The organism is Parabacteroides sp. AT13, assembly GCF_002272965.1.
In the GTDB taxonomy this organism is placed as follows: domain Bacteria; phylum Bacteroidota; class Bacteroidia; order Bacteroidales; family Tannerellaceae; genus Parabacteroides; species Parabacteroides distasonis.
In genome coordinates, this window is record NZ_NQMH01000001.1 from 1,031,208 (window position 1) to 1,043,733 (window position 12,526).

The window sequence follows — 12,526 nt, forward strand, 5'->3', positions numbered from 1 at the left end:
ACAACCATGAAAAGAAATATTCTATATATCACCTGTTTATTTCTTATTCTACTAGGAATATCCTGCTCGGATACGATCCCGGTAAGCAAAGAAACCTCGGAGAAACCTGTATTATTTCCCGATTATGCGGATGTAACGATCCCTTATAATATCGCTCCCTTAAATTTCAAGATAGAAAATCCACATGCGGAAGCCTTCGCCGTACTCAAATTCGGAGAAGAAAAGATACAAGTCAAGGAAAAAGGGGGACAATTCTATCTTCCCGCATCCGATTGGAGAAAATTGCTGAAAAGGGCGACAGGAAAAGCGATACAAGTAAAGCTCTACGCAAAAGACAAAGAATGGCTCGCCTATCCGGAATTCTCACTATTCGTCGCTCCGGAACCCATGGATTCATATCTGGCTTATCGCTTGATCGAACCCGGATACGAACTTTGGAATCAAATGGGTATTTACCAACGGAATCTGGAAGATTATAAGCAAAGCCCTATCATGGAAAACAAATACAGCGGTCAAAACTGTATGAATTGCCATTCTTTTTGTATGCAAAACCCCGATAAAATGCTGTTCCACATGAGGGATAAGTATTCGGGCACTTATCTGATCGACGGAGACAAGATCGAGAAATTAAATACGAAGACCGATCAGACGATCTCGCCTTTGGTCTATCCCTCTTGGCATCCATCGGGGAAATACGTAGCCTTCTCTGTCAATCAGACCAGCCAAAGCTTTCATGCCAACGACAAAAACCGGGTGGAGGTCTTCGACAGCCAATCCGACGTAGTTGTATACGATACGGAAAAGCATGAGATTATCAGTACGCCTTCCATTCGGACAGCAAAAGCGTTTGAGACTTTCCCGACATTCTCTCCCGATGGCAAGACTCTTTACTTCTGCTCGGCAGAGGCACGTTCCATGCCGCATGAATATTCAGAAGTAAAATATAACCTTTGCTCCATAGCGTTCGATCCCGTAACCCGGAGTTTCGGCTCCCGTATAGATACCTTATACAATGCCGGAAAAGATGGGAAGAGCGCCTCTTTTCCCCGTGTTTCCCCAGACGGGAAATTCTTGTTATATACGCTGTCCGGCTACGGTAACTTCTCGATCTGGCATAAAGACGCAGATCTATATCTACTGGATATAGCGAGCGGAATCTCTCATTCCTTGCAAAACGCCAATAGCACGGATACGGAGAGCTATCACTCATGGAGTAGCAACAGCCGCTGGATCGTCTTCAGCAGTCGAAGGATAGACGGGTTATACACACGTCCTTATTTTGCTTATATAGATGAAGAAGGAAATGCGTCTAAGCCCTTCCTTTTGCCTCAGAAAGACACAGACTACTATCACCGTTTCATGAAATCTTATAATATACCCGAGTTTATTACCGGAAAAGTATCCTCCAAGATCCGGGCGCTTAGCACGCTAGCCAAAGAGGATAAAGGAATTGACGTAACTTATCGTAAATAGAATAAATCACATGAGTACTTTATATAAGAAGATATTACCACCGCTTCCATTCATTCTATTGACCGGCGTCTTATGGTTTCATTTGCAGACCATGCAAGAGCCTCTCTTTTTTTATCGGGAACAGCAGCAGATTTTCCTATTCGATTCCACCTATATATTCAGCATACTTAAGCAGATAGGGGGGCTAGCGACTTTTATCTCTCAATTCTTGATACAGTTTTTCAGGATCCCGCTTATCGGATCGCTGGTGACCGCCTTGATCGGTGGAATCTCCGGTTGGTTATTCTGGCTGACCTTACGAAAGATACATCCGGCATTATATCTTATGCCCTTGGCCTTTCTCCCCATCCTATTCCAATATCTTTACCTAATGAAAGATAGCTATCATTATGAAGGACTGATAGCCATGTTGTTTTGGTCATTGGCGCTTAACGTATATAGTTACAGCGCACGAAGATTTAATTGGACGTACCGTACCTTAATTGGTTGCTTGCTGGCGACCGGATTGTTTTACACGATGGGATCTGTAGCTATATTATTCGCCCTTAGCATCTTACTATTTGATGTATTACAAAAATGCGAACGCTGGTACGCAAGCTTCATCCCGTTGCTGCTGCTACTTATCGTAGGCTCCCTATGTGTCCTAGGAGGCAGTAAACCCGATTATGACTATGTATTTTGGATGAAAGATTACGTAGAGTATTTCATTGAGCTGGAACCATTCTACGGCTTCTCTTGGCAAGTAGCGCTACTCGTTATGCTTCTATTCTTCCTATCACGTTACTTAGATCACATAAAAGCCTATTTAAAAGCTTTAGTAGCCGTAGCATTACTTGCCTTATCCGGTATGTATTATACGCAAACGGCTCTTCAACAGAGGAATAAAGATTTCTATACGTTGATGCAAATGTTTCATTACATAGATACCGAGCAATGGGACGCCATAATCTCGTCCGCCGATCTAAACTATAATAACTACTTACACCTGAATTGCTTAAACCTTGCCTTATCCCACAAGGGTGTCATGCAGACTGATTTATTCAAATATCCGCAAAGCGGAATACAATCTTTGGTCTCAAAGTACCAAGCGCATATAGAGGAAAGTTTCCTATTCAGCCAGATATACTACCATGTAGGAATCACGTCCTTGGCATACAATTTCGCTTTTGGTACCTCGGTAGGAATTACATACGGCAGTCCCGTCATGACTAAATTATTAATAAAATCCCATTTGATATACGGACAGTATCCCGCAGCCGAGAAGTTTATATCATTATTGGGAAAGACATGGGCCTATCACGAATGGGCCTCCTCGCAACGAAAGTTCTCATATAATGACCAAGCGGTGGAGAGCGACCCGGAATTAGGTACAAAAAGAAAAAGCCTATCCAGCGACAAAGACCTTTTCGCCAATATAATCGGATTGTTTGATAACCTGATGATTATATTGGAAGAGAATCCCCAGAATAAAGCCGCATTGGATTATACGATCGGTACGTTATTATTATCGAAAGACCTGCCCGCTATAAAAACGTTTGTTGAAAGATTCAGTGGGACGGAAGTACTCCCTATATTACCCGAACCCTTGCAACAAGCCGTGATCTCTTATGCGGAGCATGATCCGGAATATTGCCGCAAGTATGGGGTAACCGATAAAGTCCTGTCCGAGTTCTCGATATTCAAGCAACGTGTATTGGGACTAAGGCATGCCCGACAAAATCTAGCGACTGGAATAGCCGACTATCAACCTACTTTCTGGTACTATTTGATACTCTCTAAATAAAACACATATGGAAAGACAGACTTATACAAATACAAACCGATATCTTTTCCTTTTCCTCATCGCCTTGATGGTTTCATGCTCCAAAAACGACATACAGATCGCCAAGAGCTTAAACAAGGAAATAACCATTTATCCGGATTACAAGGATGTGACCATCCCTGTGAACATCGCCCCGCTCAATTTCTCTATCGCCGATAGCAGTGAGCACTGCCTTATCATTAAAGGGGAAAAGACTCAACTCCAAGTTTATAGTGATGAGGGGCTCTTTGAGATCCCACAAAAGAGATGGAAAGCCTTATTGAAAGAGAATGCCGGAAACCAAATAGAATTGACCATTGCTAAACGCATACAGGGCGAATGGAACGCCTATACGCCTTTTCATATGGACATCGTAAATGATTCCATTGATAAATATATAGCCTATCGGTTATTAGCCTTGAGTAATGATATGTGGAACAGGATGGGTATCTATCAACGGAACTTGGAGAATTATGACCAAAGCGTGATTTATGAGAATAGCTTAACCGACTATAACTGCGTAAACTGCCACACGTTTTCCTCCGGGAACCCGGATAAAATGATTTTCCATATGCGAGGCAAACACGCCGGTTCCGTACTGATTGATGGAAAGAAAATCACCAAGCTAAATACCAAGACTCCCGAGACCGTCTCAAACTTTGTCTACATGTATTGGCATCCGAATGGTAACTATCTGGCGGCCACCGTATGCGATACCTACCAAAACTTCTTCATCAATAATCCCAATACGCTGGAAGTATTGGATCATAACTCCGATATCGTGATCTACGACGTGAAGAAGAACGAGGTATTCTCTTGCGAAGCGTTAAATTCCAAAGACGCATGGCAAATATTCCCTGCGTTCTCTCCCGACGGGAAGAGCCTCTATTTCAGTTCGACCGCCGCCGTAGATTCTATTTCTAAGAATTTCAGACAAATGACCTACAGCCTATGCCGTGTCGACTTTGACCCGGAAACCCGCACCCTAGGCCAGCAAGTAGATACTTTATACAATGGCCGGGCCAATCACAAAAGCGTATCCTTCCCTAGAATCTCACCGGATGGTAAATATCTGGCTTTTACCCTACAGGAATATGGCGGTTTCGGGGTTTGGCATAAAGACGCTGAATTATATATGATCCGCCTATCCGACGGAAAGACGTACCCGCTGAGCGAGGCGAACAGCGCCGAAGGAGAAAGCTACCATTCATGGAGCCACAACAATCGTTGGCTGGTATTTAGCAGTCGCAGGTTGGATGGATTATACACACGCCCGTTCTTTACCTATATCGATGATAAAGGTACGGCCCATAAACCATTCCTCCTGCCGCAAAAAAATCCCGTAAAATATTATAAAGACCTGTTGTGGACTTACAACCTCCCGGAGTTTATACAAGAAAAGGCCCAAGTAGATACGCATGCCGTGATGGAAACCATGAGAAATACAAAAGGAATCCAAGTAAAATAAGAACAATAGCTAGGGTGGGCGAAAGGAGATAAGGATGTCTGTTTGGTTAAATCTACCCACCCTTAGCTATTGATCTGTTTGCTCACTCTTTTATCTTCACCGAGAATAGAAATAGAGCGTTTCAAATCAACGCCCATATTTCCATTTGTTGTATTCATAAAATAAGTACAAACTTTCGGCAATCAGATTTCACTCTTTAGTGAAACAAACATATGTAATCTGCGTTTATAGATTATCAAATGTCTCTTTAAAAACTTGAGACAAAAATAAACTATTTTGATAGAAAAATAGGTCTGTAAATATTCACATTTTATTCACAACACACACCAAAACGTTCATTTATCCTAGGAAGCATCACAATTTAACATTTAACCGCTCCATCATCACTCCGGTCTTCTCCCTTGCCTCCGTCACATCCAAACCACGAGCCAGCAAGACGGCCATACGGCGATGTCCATGAACTTCCGGTTTTCCAAAGAAACGCATCTGCGTATCGGGTTGTTCCAAAACCTTATCCAGATTCCCCAAAGACAACCGGTCACTGTCCCCTTCCACTACAACGGCACGGGAAGCTCCCGCTCCATGAAACACGATATTAGGGATCGGCAAGCCAAGCACTGCACGGGCGTGCAAAGCGAATTGAGACAAATCCTGTGTAATCATCGTCACCATTCCGGTATCGTGCGGACGGGGGGAAACCTCGCTGAATATGACATCATCTCCTTTAATGAATAATTCCACGCCGAAAATACCACGTCCGCCTAAAGCCTCGGTGATCTTACCGGCGATCTCACGGGCTTTCGCTTTAGCGGCAAGGCTCATGGCTTGCGGTTGCCAAGACTCCCGGTAATCACCGTCCACCTGAACATGTCCTACGGGTTCCAAGAAAGACGTTCCTCCGATATGCCGAACCGTCAGCTGGGTAATCTCATAGTCGAAATCCACGAAACCTTCCACGATCACCTTACCCGCTCCAGCACGTCCTCCTTCTTGGGCGTACTGCCAAGCACGATCGATATCCTTTTCCTCACGAACCACGCTCTGTCCGTGTCCGCTCGAGCTCATGATCGGCTTCACCACGCAAGGCATACCGATTACCTTCACCGCTTCTTTAAATTCCTCCTCGGTCTCGGCGAAACGATACGGCGAGGTAGGCAAGCCCAGCTCCTCGGCCGCCAAGCGGCGGATTCCCTCACGGTTCATCGTCAGCCAAGTGGCACGGGCGGTAGGAATCACATGGTATCCCTCTTCCTCCAGTTCCATCAAGGTACGGGTAGCGATCGCTTCCACCTCCGGCACGATATAATCCGGTTTCTCTTTCTCGATGATCTCCCGCAAGGCATCGCCATCCAGCATGGAGACCACATAGGAACGATGCGCCACCTGCATGGCCGGAGCGTCCGGATACTTATCCAAGGCGATTACCTCCACGCCATAACGCTGCAACTCTATTACAAACTCTTTCCCCAATTCGCCCGAGCCACAAAGCACGACTTTAGTTGCCGTAGCCGATTTGGGCGTACCAATTGTTACCATAAATCTTTCTGCTATTTGAATTTCGCCGCAAAGTTAAGGGTTTATGCCTGTATAGCCTAAAGCTTTTCCCTTTATCTATTAGGGCAAAGATAAGGTTAGCTTCATCGTCCAACGGCTGGTGGACGATCATGCACCAGTTGGTAGATGATCATGCACCAGCCGTTAGAAGATCATGCATCAGTTGGTGCATGATGAATGTATCCTTATGAATTGGGTAAGACAGCCGCTTGTTTAGCCTAAAATATACAGAGGAAAGGAACAAGGATCTACTTATAATCAAGACCTCTTTGTTAATATTACATAATTAGTGGTACCTTGCGATACAAGGTATCTTAGTAAAACATATATTTGTAACCAGATGATAAAAGTGTTCACCAACAGTGTAACTTATTTAGCAAACTGTACGTCTAATATATAAAGTAACTACATAATATGATGATTCAACTGAAAGGAATAAACAAAACGTACTTTAACGGAGCCCCACTGCACGTTTTGAAAGGTATCGACCTAGATATAGAGAAGGGAGAGATGGTATCTATCATGGGAGCGTCCGGTTCCGGGAAGTCAACCCTATTGAATATCTTGGGGATATTGGATACGTACGACACGGGCACCTATCTATTAAACGGACAGTTGATTCAGAATCTAAGCGAAAGCCGTGCCGCCGAGCTGAGGAACCGTATGATCGGCTTCATCTTCCAATCATTTAACTTAATCTCGTTTAAGAACGCAGTGGAGAACGTAGCTCTCCCACTCTATTACCAAGGCGTAAGCCGGAAGAAGAGAAACGCCATGGCACTGGAATATCTCGACATGGTGGGATTGAAGGATTGGGCGGATCATATGCCGAACGAGATGTCCGGCGGACAGAAGCAACGTGTGGCCATCGCACGTGCCTTGATCGCCAAGCCGCAGGTCATATTGGCCGACGAGCCTACCGGGGCATTGGATAGTACCACGACCGTGGAAGTGATGGAACTCCTCCGTAGCGTAAACCAAGAAGGTATGACCATGGTGATCGTTACCCACGAGCCATCCGTGGCGGAAGCTACCGACCGGATTATCCGGGTAAAAGACGGATTGATTGAATACACCGTAAACGAAGAATCGCATGTTTGATTTTGACAATTTTAGGGAAATATGGAGCACGATAAAGAAAAACAAGCTCCGTACCTTCTTGACCGGTTTCGCCGTATCATGGGGGATCTTTATGCTGATTACCCTGCTGGGAGCGGGAAATGGGTTGAGAAACGGCATCATATTCAACTTCCGGAGGTTTTCCGCCAATACCGTGGAGGTTTGGGGGCGCTATACCACCATGCCTTATAAAGGTAACCCCACGAACCGCAGGATCGAGTTCAAGGAAGCGGATCTCAGCGGCATCAAGATGGCATTCCCGGAAATAGAATACTGCTCGGCTACCATTTCGCAAACAGATACCATCTCGTATGGGGAAGAATACATCGTGGGCGACCTGCGGGGCGTATCCGAGGATTACAATTCCATTATATATATTAATGTAGCGAGCCAGAACGGGCGCTTCATCAATAAGATGGATATGAACGCTACACGCAAGGTAATCATACTAAGCCCCCGTATGGCGGAAGTGCTATTCCGTAACGAGGACCCGCTGGGTAAATACGTGAAATGCGGCAATATGATGTATCAAGTTGTTGGTATCTATGATGATGACGACAAGAGTAACAACGCGCCCGCATATATACCGTTTACCGTAGCGCAACAACTTTATAATAAAGGCTTCGGGTTCGGCTCCATTTACTTTACGGTAAACGGGGTCTCCACCGAAGAAGAGTGCAAGGATTTCGAGAACAGGTTCCGGTCGTATATGGCCCGTAAGCACATATTCGACCCGACAGACAAGAACGCAATCGGTATGTGGATGACCGGCAATGAGATCCGTATGTTCAATACGATGACAGACGGTATCTTGCTCTTCATCTGGATCGTAGGTATCGGCACCTTGATGGCTGGTATCGTGGGGGTTAGCAACATCATGTTGATCACCGTACGCGAACGGACCCGGGAGTTCGGCATCCGGAAGGCGATCGGGGCGAAACCGGCCTCGATATTGAAGCTTGTCATCGTAGAGTCCATCATGATCACCGCCATATTCGGTTACATCGGGATGCTGATGGGAATCGGGTTGACGGAGCTAATCGACTATGGCATGACGATGAGCGGGATGAACAACGCTTCATCCGGAGGAAATCCCGGCGAGGATCTTACCTTATTCCGGCACCCGACCGTCAGCCTAGGGATATCGCTGGCCGCTACCGGGGTGCTGGTCGTAGCCGGGGTGCTGGCGGGCTATTTCCCCGCTCGCAAAGCCGTGAATGTATCCGCTATTGAAGCCATGAGAACAGAATAAACCGAAAAGATATGTTTGACATAGACAGATGGACAGAAATATGGGTAACCATCACCCGCAACAAGACACGTAGCTTGATGACTTGCTTCGGCGTGTTCTGGGGAATCCTTATGCTGGTATTGTTGCTGGGTACCGGATCGGGATTCAAGAACGCCATGTTCAAGAGCGTCAACGGATTCGCGACGAATTCGCTATTCTTCTACGCCGATCGCACCAGCGAACCCTACCAAGGATTCAACAAGGGGCGAAACTGGAACATGAGGAACCGGGACATAGACGCCATCATACGAGACGTACCTAGCGTACAGGATATCTCCCCCATCCTTTGGGGCAACCGCTCGGAAAAGAATATCGTTTACGGGATAATGACCGGAACGTTCAACGTGAAAGGTATATATCCGGCTTACTTCAATATCGATACGCAAGACCTATACTATGGCCGTTTATTGAATGAGATCGATATGCGGGAAAAGCGCAAGGTTTGCTTGATCGGCACGAAGATCAATGAGGTATTATTCCACAACGAGGACCCTTGCGGCAAATATATCCGGGTGAACGGGCTTTACTACCAAGTAGTAGGAGTGGTCAACCAAAGGGCATCGGGCCTGAATCTGGGCGGCCGGGGAGAAGAAACCGTCTTCATTCCGTTCAATACCATGCAGCAGACCTTGAACCAAGGCGACATCCTGCATTTCCTCGCACTGAGCGTGAAACCGGGATATCCGATTGAGACGACAATCGAGCAGGTCAAGAATATCATGAAGACGCAAAATCAGATCGCACCGACCGATCCTCAGGCGATAGGCGTAGTCAATATCGCCGCACAATTCAAGACATTCAATCTACTGTTTACAGGTATCGACATCTTGGTCTGGCTGGTCGGCATGGGTACCTTGCTATCGGGTATTATTGGTATCAGCAATATCATGATGGTAACGGTAAAAGAGCGCACGAGGGAGATAGGCGTACGAAGGGCTTTGGGAGCCAAGCCTTTCGACATCATCTCGCAAGTCATGAGCGAGAGCTTGGTGCTGACTGCCTTGGCGGGCTTACTGGGATTAAGCGCCGGAGTCTTCCTCTTGGATTTGTTGGATAAGATATTGTCCGCCAATCCAACGAACGATCCGACCTTGCTGAATCCCGGCGTAAACATCCAAACAGCGGTAGCTGCCACTGTCGTACTGCTGATAAGCGGTTTTATGGCTGGCCTGATTCCCGCATGGAGAGCCATGCAGATCAAAGCGATAGATGCCATCCGAGATGAATAATAACGAATCGATAATTAAAATAAAACTATATAATCATGAAGAATCGCATCGTAAAGAAAATCCTACGTATTATCTTATTAACGATCGTAGGTGCGGCGGTAATAGGCACATTCTATTTCTTATGGAAGAAGGCGCAACCGGTAATAACCGTTTATGAGGTCGTAACCCCCAAAAGGGATACGGTAGAGACCAAGACGGTGGCCACCGGAAGCGTGGAACCTCGCTACGAGGTAGAGATCAAGCCGCAGATATCCGGTATCATCTCCGAGCTAAGGAAAGAAGCGGGACAGATGGTACAGGCCGGGGAGATTATCGCCACGATCAAGGTCATACCGGAGATGGTACAGCTAAATAGCGCCGAATCTCGCGTAAACATAGCGGATATATCTCTTAAACAGGTGGAGGAAACCTATAAGAGAGATGAACTGCTGTTCAAGCAAGGTGTTATCGCCCAAGAGGATTTCGATCTCTCGAAGGCCAACTACTTAAAGGCGGTCGAGGAGAAAGAGAATGCGCAAAGCGCACTGGAAATTATTCGTGACGGTATCGCCAAGAACTCCAATGTAGCCAGTACCACGCAGATCCGTAGTACCATCACCGGTATGATACTGGATATCCCGGTGAAAGTAGGTAACTCCGTTATCCAAGCGAACAACTTCAACGACGGTACGACAATCGCCACAGTCGCCAACATGAATGACATGATCTTCAAGGGAAACGTAGACGAGACCGAGATCGGGCGCATTCACGAGGGAATGCCTATCAAGCTTACGATCGGAGCCATGGAAAGCCGTTCGTTCGAGGCCTTGCTGGAATATGTATCACCCAAAGGTGTTGAGAAAAACGGAGCCATTCAATTTGAGATCAAGGCAGCCGTGACGATCCCCGAAGATGCTTTCATCCGTGCGGGATATAGCGCCAACGCCGAGATCGTGCTAAAACGTGCGGAAGACGTTCTTACGATCCCGGAAAGCACGGTCGAGTTCCAAGGGGATTCCGCATTCGTTCAGTTAGTTAAACAAGAGCAACCGGAGCAAGTCTTCGAGAAACATCCGGTAAAGGTAGGTCTGTCCGACGGTATCAAGATCGAGGTTCAAGAAGGACTGGCCGCAACCGATAAAGTCCGGGGCGCAGCTATTGACCCGAATAAGAAATAAAAGAAAGATTGTATGATGAGAAGAAACTTATATATACTGGCAATCGCTTCCCTCCTGTCCGGAAACTATGTTTTCGCTCAGGATGCGGTGAAGCAATGGAGTCTGGAGGAGTGCATCCAATATGCCATCGAGCATAATATCGACTTAAAGCAAAAGGAGCAGGAACAGGAAAGCCGAAAGGTAGACTTACATACCAGCAAATACAGTTGGCTCCCGGCCCTAAACGGCAGTCTTGGACAGAGCTTCCAGTTCGGACGCTCCACGTCTAAATCCGGGGTGATCGTGGACCAGAACGCCGCCAATTCCACATTGGGGATCAATCTGGACATGCCTTTATTTGACGGGTTAAAAATACCGAACGATATCGCCGCCCGCAAACTTGATCTAAAAGCGTCTATCGAGAACTTGAATAAGGCGAGAGAAGACCTATCCATCAATATAGCTTCCTACTACCTGCAAGTACTTTATAATAAAGAGTTACTGAAAATAGCGCAACTACAAGTGGAACTAGACAAGGAGCAGGTGAATAAAACGGAGGCCATGGTGAACGCCGGAAAGGTGCCACTTTCCCAACTGTATGATATCAAGGCCCAATTAGCGAAAGATGAGGTCACGCTTACCGAGTCGCAAAACAATGTGAACCTCGCTTTACTGGATCTGGCGCAAAGTCTGGAACTAGAGCGAAGCGATCGGAGTTTCGATATACAGACTCCTGTAATTGAAGATGCGGTGGCTGATAATATGAGTAGCATCCTACCTCCGGAAAACATTTACGATCATGCGGTTACGTTCAAGCCTCAGATCAAGGAACAACAGTATTTGCTAGAGAGCCAAAAGAAAATGTTGCGTGTCGCGCAAGCGGGCTATTACCCCAAGTTAAATTTCGGGGCTAGTTACAGCAATGGATATTATCATTCTACTTCCGGAGGTGAATTTGCCGATACTCGTTCCTTTAGCGAGCAGTTTAAGCAGAATGGGCAAAAGATCGTCGGATTCTCATTGAGTATTCCACTTTTCAACCGCTTCCAAGTACGCAATAGCGTTCGTACCGCAAGGATCAACATTATCAACCGGGAATTGCTGATGGAAAATACAAAGAAAACGTTATACAAGGAAATCCAGCAAGCGTACTACAACGCAACGGCTTCCCAAGAGAAATATACGGCTTCCGACAAATCCGTCACGGCGAGCAAGGAAGCGTTCAATTATGCCCAAGAGCGTTACAACGCAGGTAAAAGCACTGTCTTTGAATTTAATGAGGCTAAAACAAAATACGCGCAAAGTCTAGCGGAACAGGCACAGGCCAAATATGATTTTATCTTCCGTACGAAGATTCTAGATTTCTATAATGGTAACCCTATCCGTTTATAAACGTTAATTAATACTTCATTTTTTTATTATACACACAAAGTTTAAGGGAAGATATCCTTTATG

At 46.0% G+C, this 12,526-nt stretch carries 9 protein-coding genes; 8 read left to right on the plus strand and 1 reads right to left on the minus strand.

All coding sequences use genetic code 11. The features are described from left to right. Positions 1–6 precede the first annotated feature (6 nt). From CI959_RS04805 to CI959_RS04815, 3 genes are read left to right on the plus strand one after another with little or no spacing between them, the layout of a single operon-like run. Complete coding sequence (locus tag CI959_RS04805; protein WP_005859297.1) at positions 7–1,473, plus strand: PD40 domain-containing protein; 1,467 nt, start codon at positions 7–9, stop codon at positions 1,471–1,473. 10 nt (positions 1,474–1,483) lie between these two features. Continuing rightward, complete coding sequence (locus CI959_RS04810; RefSeq protein ID WP_057316371.1) at positions 1,484–3,256, plus strand: DUF6057 family protein; 1,773 nt, start codon at positions 1,484–1,486, stop codon at positions 3,254–3,256. 7 nt (positions 3,257–3,263) lie between these two features. Further along, a complete protein-coding gene (locus CI959_RS04815) occupies positions 3,264–4,742 on the plus strand; it encodes a PD40 domain-containing protein (protein WP_036633357.1) in 1,479 nt (492 codons plus the stop codon). 354 nt (positions 4,743–5,096) lie between these two features. On the opposite strand, the gene purT is transcribed toward CI959_RS04815, so the two are convergent. After that, positions 5,097–6,278 (minus strand): formate-dependent phosphoribosylglycinamide formyltransferase, encoded by a 1,182-nt coding sequence (gene purT / locus CI959_RS04820; RefSeq protein WP_009016928.1) that lies wholly within the window; start codon positions 6,276–6,278, stop codon positions 5,097–5,099. A 435-nt stretch (positions 6,279–6,713) separates the two neighbouring features. Here purT and CI959_RS04825 point away from each other — a divergent pair, with 435 nt between their 5' ends. From CI959_RS04825 to CI959_RS04845, 5 genes are read left to right on the plus strand one after another with little or no spacing between them, the layout of a single operon-like run. Beyond that, on the plus strand, positions 6,714–7,397 hold the full coding sequence (locus tag CI959_RS04825) for an ABC transporter ATP-binding protein (RefSeq protein ID WP_036633398.1): 684 nt from the start codon (positions 6,714–6,716) through the stop codon (positions 7,395–7,397). Beyond that, positions 7,390–8,667, plus strand: coding sequence for an ABC transporter permease (locus tag CI959_RS04830; RefSeq protein WP_005859307.1), 1,278 nt, complete (start codon positions 7,390–7,392; stop codon positions 8,665–8,667). Before CI959_RS04825 ends, CI959_RS04830 begins: the two co-directional genes overlap by 8 nt. 11 nt (positions 8,668–8,678) lie before the next feature. Beyond that, entirely contained in the window at positions 8,679–9,935 is a 1,257-nt protein-coding gene (locus CI959_RS04835) for an ABC transporter permease (RefSeq protein ID WP_005859309.1), read from the plus strand. 35 nt (positions 9,936–9,970) lie between these two features. Beyond that, on the plus strand, positions 9,971–11,092 hold the full coding sequence (locus CI959_RS04840; protein ID WP_005859311.1) for an efflux RND transporter periplasmic adaptor subunit: 1,122 nt from the start codon (positions 9,971–9,973) through the stop codon (positions 11,090–11,092). 12 nt (positions 11,093–11,104) lie between these two features. Next, entirely contained in the window at positions 11,105–12,463 is a 1,359-nt protein-coding gene (locus tag CI959_RS04845) for a TolC family protein (RefSeq protein ID WP_005859313.1), read from the plus strand. The last annotated feature ends 63 nt before the right edge of the window (positions 12,464–12,526 follow it).

What these genes read in the sequence shown, in the direction of transcription:
- CI959_RS04805 (WP_005859297.1), top strand. Translation starts at nt 7, where the DNA reads ATGAAAAGAAATATTCTATATATCACCTGTTTATTTCTTATTCTACTA.
- CI959_RS04810 (WP_057316371.1), top strand. Translation starts at nt 1,484, where the DNA reads ATGAGTACTTTATATAAGAAGATATTACCACCGCTTCCATTCATTCTA.
- CI959_RS04815 (WP_036633357.1), top strand. Translation starts at nt 3,264, where the DNA reads ATGGAAAGACAGACTTATACAAATACAAACCGATATCTTTTCCTTTTC.
- purT (WP_009016928.1), bottom strand. Translation starts at nt 6,278, where the DNA reads ATGGTAACAATTGGTACGCCCAAATCGGCTACGGCAACTAAAGTCGTG.
- CI959_RS04825 (WP_036633398.1), top strand. Translation starts at nt 6,714, where the DNA reads ATGATTCAACTGAAAGGAATAAACAAAACGTACTTTAACGGAGCCCCA.
- CI959_RS04830 (WP_005859307.1), top strand. Translation starts at nt 7,390, where the DNA reads ATGTTTGATTTTGACAATTTTAGGGAAATATGGAGCACGATAAAGAAA.
- CI959_RS04835 (WP_005859309.1), top strand. Translation starts at nt 8,679, where the DNA reads ATGTTTGACATAGACAGATGGACAGAAATATGGGTAACCATCACCCGC.
- CI959_RS04840 (WP_005859311.1), top strand. Translation starts at nt 9,971, where the DNA reads ATGAAGAATCGCATCGTAAAGAAAATCCTACGTATTATCTTATTAACG.
- CI959_RS04845 (WP_005859313.1), top strand. Translation starts at nt 11,105, where the DNA reads ATGATGAGAAGAAACTTATATATACTGGCAATCGCTTCCCTCCTGTCC.